We start from the raw sequence: 25358 nt of genomic DNA on the forward strand, positions 1-25358 counted from the left end.
AGTCACGCGACCAGTCCCGCGCGCAGTTCCAGTCGCTCGCCCGCGAAGGCGCTGCGGAAGCGGCGGTCGTGCGAGACCACGACGACCGCCCCCGCGTACGCCTCCATCGCCGCCTCCAGCTCCTCGACCAGGCCGAGCGCCACATGGTTCGTCGGCTCGTCCAGTACGAGGAGGCCGACGGGGCGCGTCATCAGGCGGGCCAGCTCCAGGCGCCGCCGCTGGCCCACCGACAGGGCGTCCACCGGAACCGGCAGGTCTTCCTCCCGGAACAGCCCGAGCGCCAGCAGCTCCTCCGCGTGGTCCTCCGGCACACCCGGGCGCCCGGCCGCGTACGCCGCCAGCAGCGGGCGGCAGGGCGGGCGCGCGGGCAGCTCCTGCGGGAGGTAGCCCACCCGGGCCGGGCGGTGCACGGAGCCCTCGTCGGGGCGCAGGTCACCGGCGATCACCCGCAGCAGGGTCGTCTTCCCGGCACCGTTCGGGCCGGTCACCAGCAGCCGGCCGCCCGCCCCGACGGTCAGGTCCGCCACCCGCAGCCGGTCCCCGACGACCACGCCGTCCAGCTCCACGGCCACGTCGGCCGTTCCCGGCGCGGCCGTCAGCCGGGGCGTGAACCGCAACGGCTCGGGGGGCGCCGGAACCGGCTCCCGCCGCAGCCGATCCAGCCGCTGCCGCGCCGCCCTGACCCGACCGGACAGCTTCGCCTCGTGCGAGCGCCGGTGCTTGCCGAAGCCCTCGCGCGGGTCCCCGCCCGAGGCGGCCAGCCGCTGCCCGGCCGCCGCGACCAGGGCCTCCGTGTCCGCCAGGTCGTCCAGCCAGGCCTGGTGGTCCAGCTCCCAGCGGCGGCGGGCCGCGGCCTTGGCCGCCCGGTAACCGGCCCAGCCGTCCCCGTACCGGGTCACCGCCCGGGTGTCCCGGTCGACCTCCAGGATCGCGGTCGCGACCGCCTCCAGGAACGCCCGGTCGTGCGTCACGGCCAGCACCGTGCCGCGGTGCGCCCGCAGCCGCTCCTCCAGCCAGCCGGTCGCCTGCCGGTCGAGGTGGTTGGTCGGCTCGTCGAGCAGCAGCAGCTCCGCGCCCGAGGCCAGCGCGCAGGCCAGGGCCAGCCGCGACTGCTCGCCGCCGGACAGCGACCCGAGCCGCCGCGCCCGGCCGATGTGCCCGACGCCCAGCCCGTGCAGGGCGGCGTCGACCCGGGCGTCGGCCCGGTAACCGCCGCGGTCCTCGTACGCGCTCAACAGCTCGCCGTACGCGGCCAGTTCGGCTTCCGAAGCGTCCCCGAGGGTCGCCTCGGCCGCCCGCAGCCGCCGCTCCGTCTCCCGCAGCTCGGCGAGCGAGGCGTCGACGGCGTCCTGCACGGTCGCGGACGGGTCCAGCTCCAGCGTCTGCGCCAGATGGGCCACCCCGCCGGGGAAGCGGACGGTCACCTCACCGCTGTCGGGGGCGTCGGCCCCGGCGATCAGCCGCAGCAGCGTGGACTTGCCGGAGCCGTTCTCGCCGATGACGCCGATCCTCTCGCCGGGACGGACGGCGAACGTGACGCCATCGAGGACGGACCTGTCCCCGTAGGCCTTGGAAACGTCCTTGAGCGTGAGTTGAGAAGAGGTGTGGGCGCGATCGCACATGGGTCTTTCCCTGATGTCCGGGTTCGGTGAAGGACGGGGCACGGCAGGACGCCTACGCGTCCGCGCCCGGAATCAGAGAAAGAAGTAGTACGCACCCATGCGCCCGAGTGTAGGGGCGGGCCTGCCGCCGCTCCACCGAATATTTGCCGGTCAGGGCCACCGGTAGACGTAACGGCCGGCGCGGCGGTCGAAACCCGCGGCGACGAGGTGGGGCGGGAGCTGGAACTCCTGCTCGGTCCATAGGAGGAGGGCCGCCGCCAGGCCCTCGGGCTGGACATCCAGATGCCCCAGGGTCCTTCGATCAGCCGGTGGCGGGCGGTGCGCGGCTGGTCAGCCATCCGCCTTGGCGACCCCGATCGGGCAGCTCACGCCCGTACCGCCGATGCCGCAGTAACCGCCCGGGTTCTTGTCCAGGTACTGCTGGTGGTAGGCCTCGGCCGGGTAGAAGGGGCGGTCGTCGGCGGGGAGGATCTCCGTGGTGATCGCCCCGTACCCGGATCCGGTCAGCACCTGCTGGTAGGCGTCGCGGGAGGACTGGGCGGTCTGCGCCTGGGCGGGGGAGTGCGTGTAGATCGCCGAGCGGTACTGGGTGCCGACGTCATTGCCCTGGCGGAAGCCCTGGGTGGGGTCGTGGGACTCCCAGAAGAGCTTCAGGAGTGCGGCGTAGGAGACCACGGACGGGTCGAAGACCACGCGGACGACCTCCGTGTGACCCGTCATGCCCGAGCAGACCTCCTCGTACGAGGGGTTGCGCGTGTAGCCGCCCTGGTAGCCGACGAGGGTCGTCCACACGCCGTCGGTCTGCCAGAACTTCCGCTCGGCGCCCCAGAAACAGCCCAGGGCGAAGTCCGCGACCTCCAGGCCGGCCGGGTACGGGCCTTCGAGGGGGTTGCCGAGGACGGTGTGGCGGGAGGGCACGGTGAACCCGGGCTCCGGGCGGCCGCGCAGGGCCTGGTCGGGGGTGGGGAGCACGGGGGTGCGGCCGAACAGCATGACTCGGTCTCCTTGTCGCGGGGACGCCGGGGCGGCACCGGGACAACGCTCCGGTGCCGGCCGGAATTCCGCGCCGGGGCCGGAGCGCCGCGGGGTCAGTGGGGGAGCGTCGCCGGGCTGCCGCCGTTCGCCTCGTAGCCGGCGACCGCCAGTGCCCGGTAGACCGCGTACTCCGCCGCCGGGTCCTCGCTCAGCGTCCACGGGAGCGCGCCGATGTGGCCGTCCACGTGGACCAGCTGGTGCATGGCCTCCGACCAGCGTTCCGCCCGTACCAGGAAGTGGATCAGCAGGTGGCGGACGTGCGCCAGCATGGGGTCGTCCGGGCGGGCCGAGTGCACCGCGTACAGCGCGCCCTCCATGGCCCTCGACACCACCTCGGTTCCGTAGAAGTCCTGGACCAGCGCCACCTCCGGCAGGTGCTCGAAGACCGCGAACAGCGGCAGCGCGGCGAGCAGCGAGCCCTGCGGGGCGCGCGCGGCGGCCGCCGTGGCGAACCGGTCCGCGTCCTGCCGGGAACCGTGCCACTTCTCGCACCAGAAGTGCAGGGCCGCCAGGTGAGCGCCCATGTGCTGCGGCGCCCGGTCGATGATCTTCGCCCAGACCTGGTCGAACTGCTCGTGGGTGTATCCGAGACCGCGCGCGACGGCCAGCTCGGTGATGTACGGAACCGGGTCGCCGGGTGCCAGCAGCGCGGCCTCCTCGCAGACCGTGCGCGCCTCCTCCAGGATGATCCGGAAGTCGTCCGTGCCCGCCGCCGACGACCGCCACGCCTGCTGCACCAGGAACTCGGCGTGCACCTCGGCCCCGCCCGGGTCCTTGGGCTTCTCCGCGCGCCACGCCCGCAGCCACGCCCCTCCCGTGCCCGGCTGCCGGGCCAGCTCCAGTGACGCGGCGCCCGCGAACGCCTGCACCCGCTGCCAGCGCACCTCGCCGTCCTTGTCGGTGCCCGCCAGCAGCTGCGACGCGGCCCGCCAGTCCTGCGTGCCCTGCACCACTTCCAGTACGTCGAGGAGGTCCTGGTCCGGCCCCGGCATCCGTACGTCGAGCTGCTCCTGGCGTACGAACCCGTACGCGCTCGGGTCGGCGGCGTCCGGCGAACCGGGTGCGACCAGACGGATACCGCCACCGGTGCGGCGGCGCCTCAGCCAGGGCGCGACGACCATGGCGATCATGCCCATCGCCAACAGGAACCAGAGAATCTCCATACGGCCATTGTCCCGGACGCGTCCGGTGCATACAGCCGCCCGCGACTACCCTCGGGGCTCATGAGCGACGAGCACACCCACCAGAACTTCGAGACCCGCGCCATCCACGCGGGCAACACCGCCGACCCGCTGACCGGCGCGGTCGTCCCGCCCATCTACCAGGTGTCCACCTACAAGCAGGACGGTGTGGGCGGCCTGCGCGGCGGCTACGAGTACAGCCGCAGCGCCAACCCGACGCGCACGGCCCTGGAGGAGAACCTCGCGGCCCTGGAGGGCGGCCGGCGCGGCCTCGCCTTCGCCTCCGGCCTCGCCGCCGAGGACTGCCTGCTGCGCGCCCTCCTCGCCCCCGGCGACCACGTGGTCATCCCGAACGACGCGTACGGCGGCACGTTCCGCCTCTTCGCGAAGGTCGTCGCACGGTGGGGCGTGGAGTGGTCGGTCGCCGACACCTCCGACCCGGCGGCGGTACGGGACGCGATCACCGACCGGACGAAGGCGATCTGGGTGGAGACGCCGTCGAACCCGCTGCTCGGCATCACCGACATCGCGGCTCTCGCGGAGGTCGCCCGCACGGCGGGCGTCAGGCTCGTCGTCGACAACACCTTCGCCAGCCCCTACCTCCAGCAGCCTCTGGCGCTCGGGGCGGACGTGGTCGTGCACTCGCTGACCAAGTACATGGGCGGCCACTCCGACGTCGTCGGCGGCGCGCTGGTGACGGCCGACGAGACGCTGGGCGAGGAGCTGGCGTACCACCAGAACGCGATGGGCGCGGTCGCCGGGCCGTTCGACTCGTGGATCGTGCTGCGCGGCATCAAGACGCTGGCCGTCCGCATGGACCGGCACAGCGAGAACGCCACCCGCGTCGCCGAGATGCTCCAGCAGCACCCGAAGGTCACCCAGGTCCTCTACCCGGGCCTGCCCGAGCACCCGGGGCACGAGGTCGCCGCCAAGCAGATGCGCAGCTTCGGCGGCATGATCTCCTTCCGCGTCCAGGGCGGCGAGGAGGCGGCCGTCGAGGTCTGCAACCGCGCCAAGCTCTTCACGCTGGGCGAGTCCCTGGGCGGCGTGGAGTCGCTCATCGAGCACCCGGGCCGGATGACGCACGCGAGCGTCGCCGGTTCGCTGCTGGAGGTCCCGGCGGACCTGGTGCGCCTGTCGGTCGGCATCGAGAACGCGGACGACCTGCTGGAGGACCTGCGCCAGGCGCTGGGCTGAGCCCACCGGCCGCGTCACGTCACGTCACCAGCCCTCGAACGGTGGCGTGACGTCCGCCGGCGGCGCCCGCCACGGCTCCGCGACCGACGCCCACAGCGCGAACGCGACCGCCGCCACCGTGAGCAGCACCCACAGCACACGGCGCAGCCACCGCGCACGGCGCAGCGCGCGCGTGCCGCGGCTCACCGCGCGGGGCAGCAGGTCCGGCGGGACCTGGACGTGCGCCGGGGCGTCGAGCAGGCGACGGACCTCGTCCTCCTTGCGGTCCCTCACGGCCCCCTCCGCAGGACGGTGACCGCGCGCGTGCACGTCGCCCGCACCCGGTCCGCCGGCAGCCCCAGCAGCGCCGCCGTCTGCTCCTCGGCGACGCCCTCGTACAGGCGCACCACGACGACCAGCCGTTCCAGTGGGGTGAGCCGGGACAGGATCCCGCCGTAGGGGCGGTGGAAGCGCCAGGCCGCGCGGGCGAACCGGGCGGCCAGCTCACGGCGGGTGAGGTCGTACGGGTCCTCGTCGCGCAACCGGTCCCAGCGGGCGTACGTGGCCGCCAGGGCGGCGGTCAGCAGGGCCTGCGCGCGGGGGGCGCGGCCGGGCGGCTCGGTCGTCAGGAGCGTGGCGGCGTGCAGCAGCCGGCCCGCCGCGCCCGCGACGTACGCCTCGAAGTCCCGGTCCCGGGCGTGGTGGAGCTGCGCCGTGGCCTGATGCCGCCGCTGCTCTCGCACGTCCTCATATCAGGCCAGGTGCCCGGCCCGGGTCAAGAGGCGGGAGCCGCCTCCGTCTCCCGGTCGGCCGGCGGCAGACCGGCCTGCCGGGCGGAGAGCGCGGAGTTGAAGCGGGTGAGCAGGGTGCAGAACGACTCGCGTTCCGCCTCGGTCCAGCCGTCCGTCACCTGCGCCATCAGCTCGCGCCGCGAGGAGCGGACCTCCTCCAGGCGGGCCTGGCCGCGCGGCGACAGCTGGAGCACGACGGCACGGCCGTCCTCCGGGTGCGAGGTGCGCTTGACCAGGCCGGTGTCGACCAGCGGCGCGACCTGGCGGGTGACCGTGGACGAGTCGATGCCCATCCCCGCCGCCAGCGCCTTGACGCCCATCGGGCCTTCCTGGTCGAGACGGTTGAGGAGCAGGTAGGCGGCGCGGTCCATCGAATTGCGGAGCTGGCCGGTGCCGCCGAGGCGGGTCTGCTCGGCCCGCCGGGCGAAGACGGCCACCTGGTGCTGGAGGGCATCGAGGAGACCGTGGTCGCCCGGGGGTTCGGGGGTGGTCCCCGGGGAGACAGGCGCAGGAGTCGTCATGTCCTGAGATGTGGGCATGGCTGCGGGGCTCTCTCGTGCGGTGGTGGTCGGTTGGTGGGGGACAGAGTACGCGGCCCCGTGCGCCTTGGTACCAGCGCTGCACAAACGTGATGAGCTGCGAGACTTGGCGTCATGAGCTTCGGTACGCCACACCCCTCACACCCCGTCATTCTCGACGACGTCCGCGGGGCGCAGAAGATGCTTTCCGGGGTGGCCAGAGTGACCCCCATGGAGGGCAGCCGGTACCTGTCGCGGCTGGTGGGTTCGCCGGTCCACTTCAAGTGCGAGAACCTCCAGCGGACGGGGTCGTTCAAGCTGCGGGGCGCCTACGTGCGGATCTCCGGGCTGCGCCCGGAGGAGCGGGCGGCGGGGGTCGTCGCGGCGTCGGCCGGCAACCACGCCCAGGGCGTCGCGCTCGCCTCGTCGCTGCTGGGCGTGCGGTCCACGGTGTTCATGCCGGTGGGCGCCCCGCTGCCGAAGGTGGCGGCGACGCGGGAGTACGGGGCGGACGTGCGGCTGCACGGGCACGTGGTCGACGAGACGCTGGCGGCGGCGCAGGAGTACGCGCACGACACCGGCGCGGTGTTCATCCACCCCTTCGACCACCGGGACATCATCGCCGGGCAGGGCACGGTGGGGCTGGAGATCCTCGAACAGTGCCCCGAGGTGCGGACCGTCCTCGTCGGGGTCGGCGGCGGCGGGCTCGCGGCGGGCATCGCGGTGGCGGTCAAGGCACTGCGGCCGGACGTGAAGGTGATCGGTGTGCAGGCGGAGGCGGCGGCCGCGTACCCGCCGTCGCTGGCGGCGGGCCACCCGCTGGCCATCGACACCGCGCCCACGATGGCGGACGGCATCCATGTGCGGCGCCCCGGCGACGTGCCGTTCGGGATCGTGGAGGAGCTGGTCGACGAGGTGCGCACGGTGTCGGAGGACCAGCTGTCGTCGGCGCTGCTGCTGTGCCTGGAGCGGGCCAAGCTGGTGGTGGAACCGGCCGGGGCGAGCCCGGTGGCGGCGCTGCTGGGCGCGCCCGAGGCGTTCACCGGGCCGGTGGTGGCGGTGCTGTCGGGCGGGAACGTGGACCCGCTGCTGATGCAGCGCATCCTGCGCCACGGCATGGCGGCGGCCGGCCGCTACCTGAGCCTCCGGCTGCGCCTCACGGACCGCCCGGGCGCCCTCGCGACGCTGCTGGGCGTGCTGTCGGTCGTCGACGCCAACGTCCTGGACGTCGGCCACGTCCGCACCGACCCGCGCCTGGGCCTGACGGAGGTCGAGGTGGAGCTCCACCTGGAGACGAAGGGGCCCGAACACTGCGACGAGGTCGCCTCGGCCCTGCGTGAGGCGGGCTACACGGTGATGCCCTGACGGCGACGCCCCGCTCCGGATCGAGGCCGGGGCGGAGCCTCTTGTGAGTCGCGATGTATCGCGTTAGCCTGCGGTCGGTCATGTAATTTCCGGGCGGTCCCCGCCCGGCATCCCTACGCTTCGGGTAGCGATTCACCCCATCAACGGGAGAAGCCACATGCCAGGCGCAATTCACGCCGAAGGTCTGGTGAAGACCTTCGGCGACGTACGGGCTCTGGACGGCGTGGACCTCGACGTCCCCGAAGGGACCGTCCTGGGGCTTCTCGGCCCCAACGGTGCCGGCAAGACCACCGCCGTGCGCGTACTCACCACCCTGCTCAAGCCCGACAGCGGCAAAGCGGTCGTCGCGGGCATAGACGTCCTCAAGCACCCCAACGAAGTCCGCCGGGCCATCGGCCTCTCCGGCCAGTTCGCGGCCGTGGACGAGTACCTCACCGGCCGCGAGAACCTCCACATGGTCGGCCAGCTCTACCAGATGTCCGGCAAGGCGGCGAAGATACGCGCGGGCGAGCTGCTGGAGCGGTTCAACCTCGCCGAAGCCGCCGACCGCCCCGCCAAGACCTACTCCGGCGGCATGCGCCGCCGCCTCGACCTCGCCGCCGCGCTCGTGGTGTCGCCGCCCGTGATGTTCATGGACGAGCCGACCACCGGACTCGACCCGCGCAACCGGCAGCAGCTGTGGGACGTCATCCAGGAACTGGTCGCCGGCGGCACGACCCTGCTGCTGACCACGCAGTACCTGGAGGAGGCCGACCACCTGGCGCACGACATCTGCGTCGTCGACCACGGCAAGGTCATCGCCCGCGGCACCTCCGACCAGCTCAAGCTCCGCACCGGCGGCGAGCGCGTCGAGGTCGTCGTCCACCAGCCCGACCAGATCGCCCCCGCCCGCGCCGTCCTCGCGGGCTTCGGCAAGGGGGAGGTCGCCGTCGAGACGCACACCCGCAAGCTGACCGTCCCGGTGACCGGCGGTGCCAAGCTGCTCGCCGAGGTCATCCGCGAACTGGACACCCGGGGGGTCGAGATCGACGACATCGGTCTGCGCCGCCCCACCCTCGACGACGTGTTCATCTCGCTGACCGGCCACGCCGCCGAGCTGGCCGACGACGAGGGCGGTGGCCGTGCGGTCACCCCCGAGGACGACCGCAAGGGCGGCCGGAAGGAGGCCGCGAAGTGAGTGCCGTGTCCGACACCACCCCCCGGCTCGCCGCCCCCAAGCCGCGCGGCGGCATCGCCCAGTCGGTGGCCGACTCCCTCGTCGTCGCCCGGCGCAACCTGATCCGTATGTCCCGGATCCCGGAAATGGTCATTTTCGGGCTCATCCAGCCGATCATGTTCGTGGTGCTGTTCAGCTACGTCTTCGGCGGCTCGATGAACATCGGCGGAACCACCGACCCGGACGTCTACCGCAACTTCCTGATGGCCGGCATCTTCGCCCAGACCGTCACCTTCGCCACCGCGGGTGCGGGCGCGGGCATCGCCGACGACATGCACAAGGGCCTCATCGACCGGTTCCGGTCCCTGCCCATGGCCCGCGGCGCGGTCCTCACCGGACGTACGCTCGCCGACCTCGTACAGACCGCGCTCACCGTCGTCGTCCTCGCGGCCGTGGCCCTCCTCGTCGGCTGGCGCATCCACGAGGGCGTGCCCAAGGCGCTCGGCGCCTTCGCGCTGCTGCTCCTGCTCGGATACGCGTTCTCCTGGATCGGCGCGCTGATCGGCCTCTCCGTACGTACCCCCGAGGCGGCCACGTCCGGCGGGCTGATCTGGCTCTTCCCCGTGACGTTCCTGTCCAACGCGTTCGTGGACTCCTCCCGGATGACACCGTGGCTGCGCCACATCGCCGAGTGGAACCCCTTCAGCGCCACCGTGCAGGCCTGCCGGGAGCTTTTCGGCAACCCGGGCGTCTCGAACTCCACCGCCGGGCCCATGGAGCACCCGGTGTGGGCCTCGGTCCTCTGGTCGCTGCTGATCATCGCGGTGTTCCGCACCCTCGCGGTGCGCAAGTACCGCTCGGCGGCATAACGCCGAAAGGGCCGGGCCGCGCACCGACGGTGCGCGGCCCGGCCCTTTCCGGTGCCGGATGTCTCAGCCCGAGTACGGCTTCGCGTCGAGGATCGTGACGGACGCCTTCTTGCCGTTCGGCAGCTCGTACTCCGCCTCCTCGCCGACCTTCTTGCCGTTGACGCCCGAGCCGAGCGGCGACTGCGGGGAGTACGTCTCGATGTCGGAGCTCGCGTACTCGCGCGAGGCGAGCAGGAAGGTCACGGTGTCGTCCTCGTCGCCGTCGAACGCGATCGTGACCACCATGCCGGGCGCCACGACGCCGCTCTCCGCGGGAGCCTCGCCCACCTTCGCGTGCTCCAGGAGCTGGGTGAGCTGCCGTACGCGCAGCTCCTGCTTGCCCTGCTCCTCCTTGGCCGCGTGGTACCCGCCGTTCTCGCGCAGGTCGCCCTCCTCGCGCGCCGCCGCGATCTTGGCGGCGATCTCGGTTCGCGCGGGACCAGACAGGTACTCCAGCTCGGCCCTGAGCTGGTTGTACGCCTCCTGGGTGAGCCAGGTGACGTTTTCGCTGGTCTGGGTCACAGGTGCTCCTCGTCGGTACTGGGAATACAAAGCATCGCCCTACCCAGAAGGATTGTGCCTTCCTGGATGGGCGAAACCACGAGCCTAACAATTTCGGCGGGCAAGGGGGAGGACGAAAGCCCCGGAATCTGTGTCCGTGCAGGTCACGGCGTGGACACGGACCGGATGCGTGGCGCGGCTACTCCGAGGTGCAGCCGAGCAGCTCCGCGCTCGTCGCCTCGGCCGTCGTACGCACGGTGACCACCTGGTCGATCCGCTCTTCGGCCTGGTCGAACCGGACGTCCTTGTGGCCCACCTCGCCACCGTTCTCCGCGAGGGCGCGCAGCGTGCAGGAGCCCTTGGCGTCCCTGTCCTTGCGGACCTCCAGGTGCACCTGGACCCGGTCGTCGGCCGAGAGATCGAACTTGATCACCTCGGCGCTGATCCGCTGCCCGGCGATGTAGTCGTACCCGAACCAGCCGACCATGGCGAGCAGAGCGACGCCCAGCACCGAGCCGACGATCTTGAGTTTGCGGTCGGCACGCTCGTCCGCCGAGCGGCCGTACCGGCCCTCGGGCAGCCCTTCCCGTACCGCACTCATGATCGTTCCTCTCCTCGGCCGAACGGCGGAATTTTCCGCCCACCGATTCCGTCACTATAGAAGCCGCCCTCCCGCCGCCCGACCGCCACCCCGCATCGACGTCCCCTTGGGACGGCCCCTATTGACCGTGACAATTCATGAGGATCGAGTCTTGACTGAGCAGCTGCGACTGATGGCCGTTCACGCCCACCCCGACGACGAGTCGAGCAAGGGCGCGGCGACGATGGCCAAGTATGTGTCCGAGGGGGTGGACGTGCTGGTCGTGACCTGCACCGGAGGCGAGCGCGGTTCCATCCTCAACCCGAAGCTCCAGGGTGACCCGTACATCGAGGAGAACATCCACGAGGTACGCCGCAAGGAGATGGACGAGGCCCGCGAGATCCTGGGCGTCAAGCAGGAGTGGCTGGGCTTCGTCGACTCGGGTCTTCCCGAGGGCGACCCGCTTCCGCCGCTGCCCCAGGGCTGCTTCGCCCTGGAGGACGTCGACAAGGCCGCCGGCCGCCTGGTGAAGTCCATCCGGGCCTTCCGCCCGCAGGTCATCACCACGTACGACGAGAACGGCGGTTACCCGCACCCCGACCACATCATGACCCACAAGATCACGATGGTGGCCTTCGACGGTGCGGCGGACGCCGAGAAGTACCCGGAGTCGGAGTTCGGCCCCGTCTGGCAGCCCTCGAAGGTGTACTACAACCAGGGCTTCAACCGTCCCCGCACGGTCGCCCTGCACGAGGCACTGCTGGCCCGCGGCCTGGAGTCGCCGTACGGGGAGTGGCTGAAGCGCTGGGAGGAGTTCGAGCGCGCCGAGCGGACCCTGACCACGCACGTTCCGTGCGCGGACTTCTTCGAGATCCGCGACAAGGCCCTGATCGCCCACGCGACCCAGATCGACCCGGACGGCGGCTGGTTCCGCGTGCCGATGGAGATCCAGAAGGAGGTCTGGCCGACGGAGGACTACGAGCTGGCCAAGTCCGTGGTGGATACCTCCCTCCCCGAGGACGACCTCTTCGCGGGCATCCGCGACAATGCCTGATATGAGCGCACACCAGGCACTGACCCAGCTCGTCCCGCTCGCCGCCAAGGAGCTCGACGAGAACAAGGTGACCCCCGGCGTCCTCGGTTTCATCGTCTTCGCGGTCATGGCCCTGGGCGTGTGGATGCTGATGAAGTCGATGAACCGCCACATGGGCAAAGTCGACTTCGAGGAAGCCCCCGAGGCCCCGGCGGCCGCGGGCCCCGAGGGCAAGGCAGGCAAGAGCGCGCGGTAACGACTCCGCGCCAGATCGTCGTCACGGCTCCACGGCCGCCCACCGGGGCGGCCGTGGAGCCGCGGCGTGCCCCGGCCGGGTGACCGTGGAGCCGCGGCGTGCCCCGGCCGGGCCCGGGGTGGCCGCGTGACGGGGCCGGCGGGCATTCAGCGGCTCGGGGCCCGTGTCCGGCTCGGGGCGCGTATTCGGCTCGGGGCGCGTATTCGGCTCGGGGCCGTGTCCGGCTCGGCGTGCGTATTCGGCTCGGGGCCGTGTCCGGCTCGGGGCCGTATCCGGTCGGGGGCCGCGCCGGTGCGGGGGCCGTGACAGGACCCGCTTCGTGGCGGCCCGCCCGGGGCTGGGGTGTGTCCGGAGGGGGTGGGTCAAGGGCGGGCCGGGACATCCGTGGGGACGCCCATGACCTCGCGGGCGTGGCGGTCGGGGGTCAGACCGAGTGTCCAGGCCTGCCAGGGCGACTCCAGTCGGATGCCGCGTTCCAGGACGAGGGACCAGGCCGTCAGGGCGTCCTCCAGCCGGGGGTCGCGGGCCGGGTGCTTGGCGTCCGCCAGTGCCGTGAGCTCCTGCTGGGCGACCACCGTGCCGACCTCCACGCCGCCCGGGGAGGCGTACGGCAGCAGGGTGCAGCGCAGGAAACGGGACCAGTCCGCGCCGCGGAGGTCGCCGTACGAGTCGAACAGGGCGGTCGCCTCGTCGCACAGGGCCAGCGCCTGCGGGGCGCGGCTGTTGCCCGCGTCGATGACCGCCAGCTCCAGACACGTCCACGCCTCGCCGTGGGCCACGCCGATGCGGCGGAAATCCGCTCGGGCGTCCACCAGGAGCTGGCGGGCGAAGCCCGAGTTGCGGAGGTTTCCCGTCCGGGCGGCGCGCTGGTCGCGGGTGGCGCGGCCCGAATGGTGGCGGGCGCACGCCAGGCCGTACACGTCCCGCATCCGCGAGAACATCGTGCGGGCCCGCTCCAGCTCCCGTACCGCCTCATCCGTCTCGCCCCGGTCCTCCAGCGCCTGGCCCAGGTAGTACAGCGTCCACGCCTCGCCGCGCACGTCCTCGTTGTCCCGGTGCCGGGCCAGGGCCGTGCTCAGCTGCTCCGCCGCCGGGCCCGGGTCGCCGTCCACGAGGCGGGCCCGGCCGAGCTGGGTCAGCGCCCACGCCTCGCCGCGTCCGTCGTGCGTGCGCCCGTACAGCTCCAGTGCCGTGCGCAGCTCCTGCTCCGCGCGCGGCACGTCCCCCATCCGCAGGCACACCTGGCCCAGCTGGAAGTGCGCCCACGCCTCGCCGTGCAGCGACTCGCTCTCCCGGTGCAGCGCGAGCGCCGTGCCGAGCAGGCCGAGCGCCTCCGCGAGGTTCGCCCGGTCCCGCTCCACCGCCGCCAGGGCGTGCAGCGTCCACGCCCGGTCCGCCGCCAGCTCAGGTGACGCCTGGAGCGCCAGCGCCTCGCGCAGCCGCGCCGCCGCCTCCGGCAGATTGCCCTGGTGCTGGAGGGTGATGCCCAGCGAGCACAGGGCCAGCGCCGCCCCCGCGTCCTGGTGGGCCTCCTGGTACAGCGACACCACCGACGTCAGCGTCGTACGCGCCGTGTCCAGTTCCCCGAGCTGCCGCGCCGCGATACCCGTCCGCCACTGCACCGACCGCACCAGCAGTCCCTGGTCCACGGCCTCCGTGAGCTGCTGGAGCTCGCCCAGCCGGTGCAGGTCGCCGCGCAGCAGGCAGTAGTCGCACAGCGCGCCCAGCAGGTCCAGCACCGTCTGCCGGCTCACGCCCTCCGCGCCCCGCAGCGCGGCCGTGATGAACGCCGACTCGTCGTCCAGCCAGCGCAGCGCCGCGTCCAGCGACGCGAAGCCGTGTCCGTCGAAGCGGGCCCCCTGGCCGGCGCGCGTCGACATCTTGCCGTCGACCATGCGGATCACCGCGTCGGCGAGCTCCGCGTAGTTGCGGATCAGCCGTTCCTGCGCGGCCGCGATCCCGTCCGCGTCCTCCTCCTCGCGCAGCCGCGCCGCCGCGAACGCCCGTACCGCGTCGTGCAGCCGGAACCGGTCACCCCGCACCTGGTCCAGCAGCCCCGCCCGCGCCAGCTCCCGCAGCCGCTGCCGCCCCTCCTCCTCGCCGGCCGCCAGCAGAGCCGCGGCCGCCGCCGCGCCGAGGGACGCCCGGCCCGCCAGCGCCAGGCGCCGCAGCAGCCGCCGCTGGTCGTCGTCCAGTTCGGCCGCGTAGCACGCCGACAGGGCCCGCTCGACCGGGCCGCCCTCCCGCCCGGCCAGCAGCCCCACGACCTCGCCCACCGGACGCGCACAGATCGCCGAACCCGCCACCCGCAGCGCCAGCGGCAGCCCGCCGCACAGCTCGCGCAGCCGCTCCGTGCCCTCCGCGTCGTACGGCCCGGCCCCCGGCCCCCCGGCGGCGTCCCGCAGCAGCTCCTCGGCGTCCGCCTCGTCCAGCCCGCCCACCGGCAGGTGGTGCACCCACGCCGGCACGTCCTCACCCAGCTCCAGCGGTTCGCGCGCCGTGACCAGCACCAGGCCGTCCGAGCGCTCCGGGATCAGCGTGCGGACCCGGGCGGCGTCGTGCGCGTCGTCCAGCACCACCGTCACCGGCAGTCCGGTCAGATGCTGGTGGTACACCTCGGCCAGCCTGCGCACCTGCTGCTCCGCCGACGACCGGTCCCGGGGCAGCAACTGCTCACGCGGCGCGCCCAGCCGGTTCAGCAGGTTCAGCAGCGCGTCCCGCGTCGTCAGCGGAGGCTCGTCGCCGCCCCCGCCCCGCAGGTCCACCAGGCACGCCCCGCGGAACAGGTCCCGCAACCGGTGCGCCGCCCGCACGGCCAGGGCGGTGCGGCCCGCGCCGGGCTCGCCGTGCAGCACCACGACCACCGGACGCGTCTCGGTGGACGCCCGTGCCTCCCGCACCCACCGCTCGATCCGCTCCAGCTCCGCACGCCGCCCCGTGAACGGCGCGTCCGGCTCCGGCAGGTGCCCGTAGGACTGCTCCAGGGCGGCGCGCCGGCGGGCGATCGCGCTGCGGTCGAGCCCGCGCAACCGCGGCGCGGCCTGCGGCTCCGGTTTCGTCCCGGCCGCCGCCGCCAGGATCCGCTGCTGGTCCAGGAACGGGCGGATGCCCCGTACCTCCAGTGCCGTCAGCCACTGCAGCCGCAGCTGCTCCGGCCCGCCGGGCTGGCCCAGCGCCCCGGCCCGGCGGTGCGCGGCCGGCCAGTGCCCCGCGGTCGCCTTCAGCACGGTCGCCGCCGCCCCGGCGACCGCCACCACCGCCCCTGCCCCCAGCGCCGTGCCCGCCGCCGTGCCCAGCGCCAGGTCCGCGCCGATCGCCGCCACCGCCGCGACCGCGGTGACCAGGCCGGGCGCCCCGACGGCCTGCCCGCTCAGCCGCTCGGACAGCGCCGGCCGGTCCGCCTCCGCCTCGTCCAGCGCCGCCGTGTACGCCGCGTACTCCTCCGCGGCGTTCGCCGCCAGGGTGTCCAGTGCGTCCCTGCCCCGCGCCAGCAGCACCCCCGCGTCGGCCCGGCCGCCCGAGCGCCGCACCTCCTCCTCCACGGCCCGGGCCAGCAGCCGCTCGGCCTCCGCCCGGTGGTTCTCCCGCATCCGTGTCATCCGCGTCCCCCTCCGCAAGCGATCGCTCCGGGGACAAGTGTCCGCCGCACGGCTGATCGGCGCGAGGGGCTGTGGACAACCTCCGGACGCTCGAGGCATCGGGTACGCGCATCCGGCAGGATGGGTGGTATGCCGAACCGACTGGCCCATGAGACGTCCCCGTACCTCCTCCAGCACGCCGACAACCCGGTCGACTGGTGGCCCTGGTCGGGTGAGGCATTCGAGGAGGCCCGGCGGCGCGGTGTGCCCGTGCTGCTGAGTGTCGGTTACAGCTCCTGCCACTGGTGCCACGTCATGGCGCACGAGTCGTTCGAGGACGAGACGACCGCCGCGTACGTCAACGAGCACTTCGTGCCCGTGAAGGTCGACCGCGAGGAGCGCCCGGACGTCGACGCCGTCTACATGGAGGCCGTGCAGGCCGCCACCGGCCACGGCGGCTGGCCCATGACCGTCTTCCTGACGCCCGACGCCGAGCCGTTCTACTTCGGTACGTACTTCCCGCCCGCGCCCCGCCACGGCATGCCGTCGTTCCACCAGGTCCTCCAGGGTGTCGCCGTCGCCTGGGCCGACCGGCGCGAGGAGGTCGACGAGGTCGCCGGGAACATCGTGCGGGAGCTCGCGGGGCGCTCCCTCGCCTACGGCGGGGCCGGTGCGCCCGGTGAGCAGGAGCTCGCCCAGGCACTGCTGGGGCTCACCCGTGACTACGACGACCGGCACGGCGGTTTCGGCGGGGCGCCGAAGTTCCCGCCGTCCATGGTGGTCGAGTTCCTGCTGCGCCACTACGCGCGCACCGGCGCCGAGGGCGCCCTCCAGATGGCCGCGGACACGTGCGAGGCGATGGCCAGGGGCGGTATCTACGACCAGCTCGGCGGCGGCTTCGCCCGCTACTCGGTGGACCGCGAGTGGGTCGTGCCGCACTTCGAGAAGATGCTGTACGACAACGCCCTGCTGTGCCGGGTGTACGCCCACCTGTGGCGGGTCACCGGCAGCGACCTGGCCCGCCGGGTCGCCCTGGAGACCGCCGACTTCATGGTGCGGGAACTGCGCACCCCCGAAGGCGGGTTCGCCTCCGCGCTCGACGCCGACAGTGACGACGGCACGGGCAGGCACGTCGAGGGCGCCTACTACGTGTGGACGCCCGAGCAGCTGCGCGAGGTCCTGGGCGAGGAGGACGCCTCGTACGCCGCCCAGCACTTCGGCGTCACCGAGGAGGGCACCTTCGAGCACGGCTCGTCCGTGCTGCAACTGCCGCAGGGCGCCGGGGTCGTGGACGCCGAGCGCCTCGACCGGATCCGCCGGCGGCTGCTCGCCGCCCGCGACCAGCGGCCCCGTCCCGGCCGCGACGACAAGATCGTCGCCGCCTGGAACGGGCTCGCGATCGCCGCGCTGGCCGAGACCGGCGCCTTCTTCGACCGCCCCGACCTGGTCGAACGGGCCACCGAGGCGGCCGACCTGCTCGTACGGCTGCACATGGGCTCCGGGGCGCGGCTCGCCCGCACCTCCAAGGACGGGCACGTCGGCGCCAACGCCGGAGTGCTGGAGGACTACGCCGACGTCGCCGAGGGTTTCCTGGCGCTGGCGGCCGTGACCGGCGAAGGAGTCTGGCTGGAGTTCTCCGGTTTCCTCCTCGACATCGTCCTCGACCAGTTCACCGGCGAGGGCGGCGCGCTCTACGACACCGCGCACGACGCCGAGCAGCTGATCCGCCGCCCCCAGGACCCCACCGACAACGCCACTCCCGCCGGCTGGACCGCCGCCGCCGGGGCCCTGCTGTCGTACGCCGCGCACACCGGCTCCGAGGCCCACCGCGCCGCCGCCGAGGGCGCCCTCGGCGTGGTCAGGGCGCTGGGCCCGCGCGCGCCCCGGTTCATCGGCTGGGGCCTGGCCGTGGCCGAGGCGCTCCTCGACGGGCCGCGCGAGGTCGCCGTCGTCGGCCACCCGGACGACGACGCCGCCCGCGCACTGCACCGCACCGCCCTGCTCGGCACCGCGCCCGGCGCCGTCGTCGCCTTCGGCGCACCGGACGGAGGCGACGAGGAGTTCCCGCTCCTGAAGGACCGTCCCCTGGTCGACGGGCGGCCCGCCGCGTACGTCTGCCGCCACTTCACCTGCGACGCGCCCACCACGGATCCGGACGACCTGGTGCACAAACTGGCCAACTGACGCCGAAAACACAGTTTTTATCGGGACAGCGCCTAAGTGTCACCGTCTGCCTCTATTCTCATCGGACAAAGGAGTGGAGACTCCGCGCACGTTCTGGGGAGGGCGGGTGCGGACGTCGAACGAGGGCGTCGACGGCCAGGGGGGTCCTGCCGCGACTCGCCCCTGACATGTCTCTTGGGGAACGACCGTACTGCGGCGGCGTGACACCGGTGCGACCACCGGTGTGCGCACCTGCTCCGCCGCGGCGTGGTCGGAGGGGGGAAACCTTTCCATGCTCGTATCCATGTCCGTCGTCGCCATAGCACTGGCGCTCTTCTGGATGGCCGCCTTCACGCTGTGGTGGCAGATGCACGCCTGGCGTACGCCGGAAACGCTCGCCGCCACCCGTTTCGAGAGCCCGGACGGGCAACAGGGGCTGTCGTTCTCGCTGTTGCTGCCGGCCCGCCATGAGCAGCTCGTCCTGGAGCACACGATCGACCGGCTGCTGGAGTCCAGCCACCGGGACTTCGAGATCATCGTGATAGTCGGTCACGACGACCCGGAGACCACCGAGGTCGCCGAACGGGCCGCGGCAGGCGACCCCGGCCGCGTCCGCGTCGTCGTCGACACCCATGAGGCCAAGAACAAGCCCAAGGCCCTCAACACCGCCCTGCCGTACTGCCGGGGCGACGTCGTCGGCGTCTTCGACGCCGAGGACCAGGTCCACCCCGAACTGCTCGCGCATGTCGACCACGCCTTCACCGCCACCGGCGCCGACGTCGTCCAGGGCGGCGTCCAGCTGATCAACTTCCACTCCAGCTGGTACTCCCTGCGCAACTGCCTGGAGTACTTCTTCTGGTTCCGCTCACGCCTCCACCTGCACGCAGCCAAGGGCTTCATCCCGCTCGGCGGCAACACCGTCTTCGTCCGCACCGACGTCCTGCGCCAGGCCGGCGGCTGGGACCAGAACTGCCTCGCCGAGGACTGCGACCTGGGCGTGCGGCTGTCCAGCGTCGGCAAGAAGGTCGTCGTCGCGTACGACGCCGACATGGTCACCCGCGAGGAGACGCCCGGCACCCTGATGAGCCTGCTCAAGCAGCGCACCCGCTGGAACCAGGGCTTCCTCCAGGTCTACCGCAAGAAGGACTGGAAGCAACTGCCCACGCTCGGGCAGCGGATGCTCGCCCGCTACACCCTGATGACCCCGTTCATGCAGGCGTTCACCGGCGTCGTCATCCCGCTCAACGTGGCGATCGCGCTCTTCCTCGACGTCCCCATCGGCGTCGCCGTCATCACCTTCCTCCCCCTGCTGACCGCGATGGTGACGTTCGTCTTCGAGATCGTCGGACTGCACGACTTCGGCCGGCAGTACGGGCTGCGGGTCCGGTTCGTCCACTACCTGAAGCTCATCGTCGGCGGGCCGTTCTACCAGCTGCTGCTGACCGGCGCGGCCGTCCGGGCCGTCTGGCGCGAGCAGCGCGGGCGCAACGAGTGGGAGCTCACCAGCCACGTCGGTGCCCATCTCGTCCGTGAGGAGGCCACCCGGTGACGGCCACCCTCCCCGCGGCTCCCGCGGCTCCCGCGGCTCCCGAGCCCGCCACCGTCACGGCACCGTGCGACAAGAGACGGCTCGTCACCCGGCCCGTCGTACGCTTCCGCGGCTCCCGCCCCGACCTGGTCCTGTGCGGGGTGCTCCTCGCCGCGATCCTGATCGTCCAGGGCTGGAACATCCAGCAGTACCCCGCCCTCAGCGACGACGAGGGCACCTACCTCGCCCAGGCCTGGGCCGTGCAGAACGGCCGGGGCCTCGCCCACTACACCTACTGGTACGACCATCCACCGCTCGGCTGGATGCAGCTCGCCGCCCTCACCTGGATACCGTCGCTGATCGCGCCCGAGTCGATGACCGTCGCCTCGATGCGCCTGGCGATGCTGCTGGTCAGCGCCGCCTCCGCGGTGATGCTGTACGTCCTGGCGCGCCGCCTGTGGCTGCCGCGCTGGGCCGCGGGCCTGGCCATGGTGCTGTTCGGCCTCTCCCCGCTGTCCGTCGTCCTCCAGCGGGAGATCTTCCTCGACAACCTCGCCGTGATGTGGATGCTGCTGGCGTTCTGCCTCGCCGCCTCGCCCAACCGGCATCTGTGGCACCACGTCGGGGCTGGAGTCACCGCCGCCATAGGCGTCCTCACCAAGGAGACGATGCTCGTCGTCCTGCCGGCGCTGCTGGTGACCATGTGGCGCCACGGCCACCGCGACACCCGCAAGTTCGCCGTCACCGGCGCCATCACCGCCTGCGCCCTGATCGGGTTCTCGTACCCGCTGTTCGCGCTCCTCAAGGGCGAGCTGCTGCCCGGCGAGGGACATGTCTCGCTGTGGGACGGCATCACCTACCAGATGAGCCGCCCCGGCTCGGGCTTCATCCTCGAACCGGGCACCGGCTCCAACGGCGTGCTCGGCTCCTGGCTCTACTACGACCGGGTCCTGCCGCTCGGCGGCCTCGCCGGCGCCGCCCTGCTCCTGGTCACCGTCCGCTGGTCGGTCACCGCGCGGGCGCTGGCCGGACCCGCGCTGGCCGTCGCCGTCCTGGCGCTCGTGGCGATGCGCCCCTCCGGCTACCTGCCCGCCATGTACGTCATCCAGGCGCTGCCCTTCCTGGCCCTGGTCCTGGCCGGCGGCGCGGCGAGCGTCGCCCACGCCGTGCTGCGCAAGGGCCGCCGTACCCCGGCCCTCCTCCCGTTCCGCCGCGCGGCCGCCGTCCTCCTCGCGGCCACCGCCGCCGTGTACGTCGTCCCGCGCTGGTACGACGGCGACCGCACCGCCATGACCGCCGACGCCAACGCCCCCTACCGGGCCGCCGCGGCCTGGCTCGGCCGGGAGGTCCCCGACCCGGCCCACGCGCGCGTGCTGGTCGACGACGCGCTCTGGCTCGACCTCGTCCACGCCGGGTACGACCCCGGGCTCGGCGCCATCTGGTTCTACAAGGCCGACCTCGACCCGGCGGTGACGAGGACCATGCCCCGCGGCTGGCGGGACCTGGACTACGTCGTCGCCTCCCCGACCGTACGGCGCGACGCGCGTGACCTGCCCAACGTCAAGGCGGCGCTGGAGCACTCGACGCCCGTCGCCACCTTCGGCGAGGGCGAGGAACGGATCGAGATCCGGAAGATCACCGGAGACACGGCCACCGGAGACACGGCCACCGGAGACCGGATCAGCCGAGCGGAGGCCTCTTGACCATCCAGCCCACCGGCGCCGAGGACCTCGCCCCGGTCACCGACGACGTACCCGAGCCCGGTGCCGTCACCGTCGTCATCCCCACCTTCAACGAGTCGGCGAACGTACGGGAGCTGTTGCGCCGGATCGCCGCCTCCGTGCCCGGCCGCCTCCCGTGCGAGGTCGTCTTCGTCGACGACTCCACCGACGACACCCCCGCCGTGATCGCCGACGCCGCACGGGACTGCCCCTTCCCCGTCTCCGTCATCCACCGCGACGCCCCCGACGACGGCCTCGGCGGCGCCGTCGTCGCCGGGCTGAAGGCCGCCACCTCGGACTGGATCGTCGTCATGGACGCCGACCTCCAGCACCCGCCCGCGCTCGTCCCCGACCTCGTCGCCACCGGCGAGAAGGAGGACGCCGACCTCGTCGTCGCCAGCCGCTACCTGCCCGGCGGCAGCCGCGCCGGACTGGCGGGCGGCTACCGCGTCGCGGTGTCGCGCGGGGCGACCTGGCTCGCCAAGGGGCTCTTCCCGCGCGCCCTCCGCGGCATCAGCGACCCCATGAGCGGGTTCTTCGCCGTCCGGCGCAGCGCGGTGACCGCGGAAGCACTCCGTCCGCTCGGCTACAAGATCCTGCTGGAGCTGGCCGTACGGTGCCGCCCGGCCCGGGTCGCCGAGGTGCCGTTCGTCTTCGAGGAGCGGTTCGCCGGCGAGTCCAAGTCCACCGCCAGGGAGGGCCTGCGGTTCCTCCGCCACCTGGTCGAGCTGCGCACCGCGTCGCCGCTCGCCCGCATGGCCGCCTTCGGGCTCATCGGCCTCACCGGTTTCGTCCCGAACCTCGTCGCCCTGTACGCCCTCACCGGCGCCGGGCTGCACTACCTGCCCGCCGAGATCCTCGCCAACCAGCTCGGCGTCGCCTGGAACTTCCTCCTCATCGAGGTGCTCCTGTTCCGCGACCGGCGCCACCACCGGCACTGGGCCGACCGTGTGGGGCGCTTCACGCTCCTCGCCAATGCCGACCTCGTCCTGCGCATCCCCCTGATCGCCCTGTTCGTCGGGCAGCTCCACATGGCGGTGCTGCCCGCCACCGCCCTCGCGCTGCTGACCACCTTCGTCCTGCGCTTCGCCGGGACCGAGGCGCTGGTCTACCTGCCCCGCAGAGCGCGTGGGGCCCGCACGGGAAGGAACGTCCGGTGAAACCCACCCCTCGACGAAGGCGAAGAGTGGCGCTGCTCGCGATCGGCGCCATGGCCTCCGGCCTGCTCCTGGCCGCCCAGCCGCCGGCCGCGGCCGGGATCAACCTCATCAAGAACCCGGGCTTCGAAACCCCGGGGACCGGCCACGACGGCATGCCCGAGTGCTGGTCCAGATCGGGGTGGGGCGACAACGACTTCACGTTCAGCACCACCACCGACGCCCGTTCCGGCACCGGCGCCATGAAGGTCGAGCTGACCCGCCGCGTCGACGGCGACCGCAAGGCCCTGATCACCGAGTCGGACGCATGCGCCCCGGCCGTCGCCGCCGAGCGGCAGTACGACCTGTCCCTCTGGTACAAGTCGACGACCCCGGACACCGCGATCACGCTCTTCCGGCACGACACGACCGCCGGCTGGCAGTACTGGACCGACCTCAAGACCCTCCCGGTCGCCGGTGCCTACACCCGCGCCGAGGTGCGCACACCCGTCGTGCCGCCCGGCACCGACAAGATCGCCTGGGGCGTGTCCGTCTTCGGCACCGGCACCGTCACCACCGACGACTACGGGATGGAGGAGGTCGCCCCGCCCGCGCCCGACCCGGTGTGCACCGGCACCGCCGAGGAGTGCGCCAAGGGCAAGTGGGAGGTCCTGCCGACCAGGAACCCGGTCCGCTCCATGCACTCGGTCGTGCTCCACAACGGCAAGGTGCTGCTGATCGCCGGCTCCGGCAACGACCCGGAGATGTTCAAGGCGGGCACCTTCACCTCCGCCGTGTACGACCCGGCGAACGGCTCCTTCACGACCATCCCCACGCCCGTGGACATGTTCTGCGCCGGCCATGTGCAGCTGTCCGACGGCCGGGTGCTGGTGATGAGCGGCAACAAGGGCTATCCGTCGGCCGACGGCACGATCGGCTACCAGGGCCTGAAGGACTCGTACGTCTTCGACCCGGTGACGGAGACGTACATCAAGACGAACGACATGCACGACGGGCACTGGTACCCGTCGGCGACGATCCTCGGCAATGGTGACGTGATCTCCTTCGGCGGACTGAAGGAGGACTCCACCGGCAATGTGACGGCGGAGAGGTTCTCGGCCGTGCAGAACAGGTGGCTGCCCGTCAACGAGGTCAAGCAGACCTGGTCCTACTGGGGCCTGTACCCGTCGATGATCCTGATGCAGGACGGGCGGCTGTTCTACTCCGGCAGCCACACCTTCGGCAACGGCACCCCGGGCACCGGTGCCTCCATCTACGACTACGACGCCAACACCATCACCGACGTCCCCGGCCTGCGGAACAAGGACGAGCGGGACGAGTCGGCGAGCGTCCTGCTGCCGCCCGCCCAGGACCAGCGGGTGCTGACCATCGGCGGCGGCAACAACGAGCGCAACCCCGCCGCCAACCGCCTCACCGACATCATCGACCTCAAGCAGCCCGACCCGGCCTACGTCGCCGGCCCGCCGATCCCTCAGGGGCTGGTCGACCAGGGCGCCGGCAAGCGCCCGCAGACCGGCGACGAGGGCAAGATGTACGTCTCGGCGGTGCTGCTGCCCGACGGCAAGGTCCTGGAGACCGGAGGCGCGCTGCACGACCGGGCCGATCCGGTGTACGAGGCGTCGATCTTCGACCCGGCCACTGACACCTACCAGGCGGACATGGCCGCCGACCCGGTCCCGCGGGGTTACCACTCGTCGGCCTTCCTGCTGCCCGACGGCCGGGTGATGGCGGTCGGCGACAACCCCGGCAACGGCTCGTACAACCACGACGTGTCGGTCTACACGCCGCCGTACCTGCTCAAGGGCGCCCGCCCGCGGATCACTTCCGTGACCGACGGCCGGTGGAACTACGGCGACACGCAACGGATCACCGTCGACCGGCCGATCGCCAAGGCGGAGCTGATCCGCCCGGCCGCCGTCACCCACTCCTCCGACCCCAACCAGCGGTTCGTGGACCTGCCGCTGTCGGTGGTCGACGACCGGACGATCGACCTGAACGTCACCGGCAACCCGAACCTCGCCCCGCCCGGCTGGTACATGCTCTTCGCCGTCGACGCGAACGGCATCCCGTCCCTCGCCCAGTGGGTGCACCTGGGCGGTCCGGCGGCGATGGCGGCGGAGGCGGAGGGGTCGGCGCACGTCCACGACTTCGCGGACGACCTCGCCGCCACCCCGAAGAAGCCGCTGAAGAAACGGGACTCCGCCCCGGTCGGCCCGCGCATCGCGGGCTGCGACCGGCACTACGGCTCGGCCGGAGTGTGCGTACCGACGGTGTTCCCGCAGTCGGTGAAGGCGACGACGAGGGCCCGTTGCGCGTGGCTGGCGGACCATGACTACGGCCGTCTGAAGGTCAACGGCAAGGACGACCCGCTGCGCCTCGACCCGGACCGGGACGGCGTGGCCTGCGGGAAGGGCGACACGCCTACAAGGCCGGACCGCCCTTGAGCGTGTCCAGGGTGCGGTGGACGAGCGCGACCAGATCGTCCCGCTGGTCGCGCTCGGCCCAGTAGACCGTCGCCTCGGCGAGGGCGCCCATCACGGCCGCGGTGAAGACCCGCACCTCCAGGTCGTCCGCCGCCCGGCCGGTGCGGTCGGCCAGCACGCGGGACAGCACCTGGGAGGTCTCGGCCATCGTCCCGGTCATCCGGGCGCGTACGGCCGGGACCTCCGCCATCAGCCGGGCGCGCCGCCGCGTCTCCTCCGGCTCGCGCTCCAGCAGGGCGGCCACGGCCCGGGTCAGGACGGAGCGCAGGGACTCCAGCGGGTCCTCGCCCGCGGGCCGCTCGCGCAGGGCTTCCTCCATGACCGGGTCGTACTCGTCGGTGAGGACGATGTCCTCCTTGGTGGGGAAGTACCGGAAGACGGTGCTGGGTGACACCTCGGCCGCCTCGGCGATCTGCTCGACGGTGGTCGCCTCGTATCCCTGCTCGGCGATCAGGCGGTAGGTGGCCCGGCGGATCGCGATACGGGTCTTGAGCTTCTTGCGCTCACGCAGTCCCATGGGGCGGTGCGCCCTGGTGAGCGGATCGAGCGGGTCGGGGAATTCGGCGGCCATGCGGCTCATTGTCGGCCATCGCCCCGCGACGGCGA

General features: G+C 72.6%; 21 protein-coding genes. 11 read left to right on the plus strand and 10 right to left on the minus strand.

The window, feature by feature from the left end; translation table 11 throughout:
- Nucleotides 1-2 precede the first annotated feature (2 nt).
- The 3 genes from abc-f to ABT360_RS09710 form a co-directional block, all read right to left on the minus strand.
- Nucleotides 3-1622 (minus strand): ribosomal protection-like ABC-F family protein, encoded by a 1620-nt coding sequence (abc-f, locus tag ABT360_RS09700; protein WP_351813323.1) that lies wholly within the window; start codon nt 1620-1622, stop codon nt 3-5.
- A gap of 330 nt (nt 1623-1952) precedes the next feature.
- Nucleotides 1953-2615, minus strand: coding sequence for a peptide-methionine (S)-S-oxide reductase MsrA (gene msrA, locus ABT360_RS09705; RefSeq protein ID WP_351813325.1), 663 nt, complete (start codon nt 2613-2615; stop codon nt 1953-1955).
- A 95-nt stretch (nt 2616-2710) separates the two neighbouring features.
- A complete protein-coding gene (locus tag ABT360_RS09710; RefSeq protein WP_351813327.1) occupies nt 2711-3820 on the minus strand; it encodes a hypothetical protein in 1110 nt (369 codons plus the stop codon).
- A 60-nt stretch (nt 3821-3880) separates the two neighbouring features.
- Between ABT360_RS09710 and ABT360_RS09715 the strand changes: the two genes are divergently transcribed.
- Nucleotides 3881-5035 (plus strand): cystathionine gamma-synthase, encoded by a 1155-nt coding sequence (locus ABT360_RS09715; protein WP_351813329.1) that lies wholly within the window; start codon nt 3881-3883, stop codon nt 5033-5035.
- Nucleotides 5036-5059: 24 nt separating this feature from the next.
- Here ABT360_RS09715 and ABT360_RS09720 read toward each other — a convergent pair whose 3' ends face one another.
- Genes ABT360_RS09720 through ABT360_RS09730 form a run of 3 tightly spaced genes read right to left on the minus strand, consistent with a single transcriptional unit; the run spans nt 5060 to nt 6326 of the window.
- A complete protein-coding gene (locus tag ABT360_RS09720) occupies nt 5060-5308 on the minus strand; it encodes a hypothetical protein (protein WP_351813331.1) in 249 nt (82 codons plus the stop codon).
- On the minus strand, nt 5305-5757 hold the full coding sequence (locus ABT360_RS09725; RefSeq protein ID WP_351813333.1) for a sigma factor-like helix-turn-helix DNA-binding protein: 453 nt from the start codon (nt 5755-5757) through the stop codon (nt 5305-5307). The genes ABT360_RS09720 and ABT360_RS09725 overlap by 4 nt, the downstream gene beginning before the upstream one ends.
- A 32-nt stretch (nt 5758-5789) precedes the next feature.
- Nucleotides 5790-6326, minus strand: a complete 537-nt coding sequence (locus tag ABT360_RS09730; RefSeq protein ID WP_351813335.1) for a MarR family winged helix-turn-helix transcriptional regulator — start codon at nt 6324-6326, stop codon at nt 5790-5792.
- Nucleotides 6327-6458: 132 nt separating this feature from the next.
- Here ABT360_RS09730 and ilvA point away from each other — a divergent pair, with 132 nt between their 5' ends.
- From ilvA to ABT360_RS09745, 3 genes are all read left to right on the plus strand, one after another.
- On the plus strand, nt 6459-7688 hold the full coding sequence (ilvA, locus tag ABT360_RS09735; RefSeq protein WP_351813337.1) for a threonine ammonia-lyase: 1230 nt from the start codon (nt 6459-6461) through the stop codon (nt 7686-7688).
- 157 nt (nt 7689-7845) lie between these two features.
- Nucleotides 7846-8865, plus strand: coding sequence for an ATP-binding cassette domain-containing protein (locus ABT360_RS09740; RefSeq protein ID WP_351813339.1), 1020 nt, complete (start codon nt 7846-7848; stop codon nt 8863-8865).
- Nucleotides 8862-9713: an ABC transporter permease gene (locus tag ABT360_RS09745; protein ID WP_351813341.1), complete on the plus strand. Its 852-nt coding sequence runs from the start codon at nt 8862-8864 to the stop codon at nt 9711-9713. Before ABT360_RS09740 ends, ABT360_RS09745 begins: the two co-directional genes overlap by 4 nt.
- A 63-nt stretch (nt 9714-9776) precedes the next feature.
- Here the strand turns inward: ABT360_RS09745 and greA are convergent, their stop codons facing one another.
- Together greA and ABT360_RS09755 are read right to left on the minus strand one after the other, a co-directional pair.
- The gene (gene greA / locus ABT360_RS09750) at nt 9777-10274 is read right to left on the minus strand and encodes a transcription elongation factor GreA (RefSeq protein WP_351813343.1); all 498 of its coding nucleotides are present in this window, start codon (nt 10272-10274) and stop codon (nt 9777-9779) included.
- Nucleotides 10275-10452: 178 nt separating this feature from the next.
- Nucleotides 10453-10854, minus strand: a complete 402-nt coding sequence (locus tag ABT360_RS09755; RefSeq protein WP_351813345.1) for a DUF4307 domain-containing protein — start codon at nt 10852-10854, stop codon at nt 10453-10455.
- 151 nt (nt 10855-11005) lie between these two features.
- Between ABT360_RS09755 and mca the strand changes: the two genes are divergently transcribed.
- Nucleotides 11006-11887: a mycothiol conjugate amidase Mca gene (mca, locus tag ABT360_RS09760; protein WP_351813348.1), complete on the plus strand. Its 882-nt coding sequence runs from the start codon at nt 11006-11008 to the stop codon at nt 11885-11887.
- Nucleotides 11880-12122, plus strand: coding sequence for a hypothetical protein (locus tag ABT360_RS09765; RefSeq protein WP_444852206.1), 243 nt, complete (start codon nt 11880-11882; stop codon nt 12120-12122). The genes mca and ABT360_RS09765 overlap by 8 nt, the downstream gene beginning before the upstream one ends.
- Nucleotides 12123-12484: 362 nt before the next feature.
- Here the strand turns inward: ABT360_RS09765 and ABT360_RS09770 are convergent, their stop codons facing one another.
- Nucleotides 12485-15712 carry a tetratricopeptide repeat protein gene (locus tag ABT360_RS09770; protein WP_351813382.1) on the minus strand — a complete coding sequence of 1076 codons (3228 nt, stop codon included), beginning with the start codon at nt 15710-15712 and terminating at the stop codon, nt 12485-12487.
- 138 nt (nt 15713-15850) lie between these two features.
- Between ABT360_RS09770 and ABT360_RS09775 the strand changes: the two genes are divergently transcribed.
- From ABT360_RS09775 to ABT360_RS09795, 5 genes are all read left to right on the plus strand, one after another.
- On the plus strand, nt 15851-17884 hold the full coding sequence (locus ABT360_RS09775) for a thioredoxin domain-containing protein (RefSeq protein WP_351813352.1): 2034 nt from the start codon (nt 15851-15853) through the stop codon (nt 17882-17884).
- 271 nt (nt 17885-18155) lie between these two features.
- Nucleotides 18156-19412, plus strand: a complete 1257-nt coding sequence (locus ABT360_RS09780; RefSeq protein WP_351813354.1) for a glycosyltransferase — start codon at nt 18156-18158, stop codon at nt 19410-19412.
- On the plus strand, nt 19409-21094 hold the full coding sequence (locus tag ABT360_RS09785) for an ArnT family glycosyltransferase (protein ID WP_444852207.1): 1686 nt from the start codon (nt 19409-19411) through the stop codon (nt 21092-21094). The genes ABT360_RS09780 and ABT360_RS09785 overlap by 4 nt, the downstream gene beginning before the upstream one ends.
- Nucleotides 21091-22272 (plus strand): glycosyltransferase family 2 protein, encoded by a 1182-nt coding sequence (locus ABT360_RS09790; RefSeq protein ID WP_351813356.1) that lies wholly within the window; start codon nt 21091-21093, stop codon nt 22270-22272. Before ABT360_RS09785 ends, ABT360_RS09790 begins: the two co-directional genes overlap by 4 nt.
- A gap of 50 nt (nt 22273-22322) precedes the next feature.
- A complete protein-coding gene (locus ABT360_RS09795) occupies nt 22323-24713 on the plus strand; it encodes a galactose oxidase early set domain-containing protein (RefSeq protein ID WP_351813386.1) in 2391 nt (796 codons plus the stop codon).
- On the opposite strand, the gene ABT360_RS09800 is transcribed toward ABT360_RS09795, so the two are convergent.
- Nucleotides 24691-25323, minus strand: coding sequence for a TetR/AcrR family transcriptional regulator (locus ABT360_RS09800; RefSeq protein ID WP_351813358.1), 633 nt, complete (start codon nt 25321-25323; stop codon nt 24691-24693). The genes ABT360_RS09795 and ABT360_RS09800 overlap by 23 nt on opposite strands.
- Between the last annotated feature and the right edge of the window lie 35 nt (nt 25324-25358).

This window comes from Streptomyces sp. NPDC000229, assembly GCF_040300825.1.
Classification (GTDB): Bacteria; Actinomycetota; Actinomycetes; order Streptomycetales; family Streptomycetaceae; genus Streptomyces.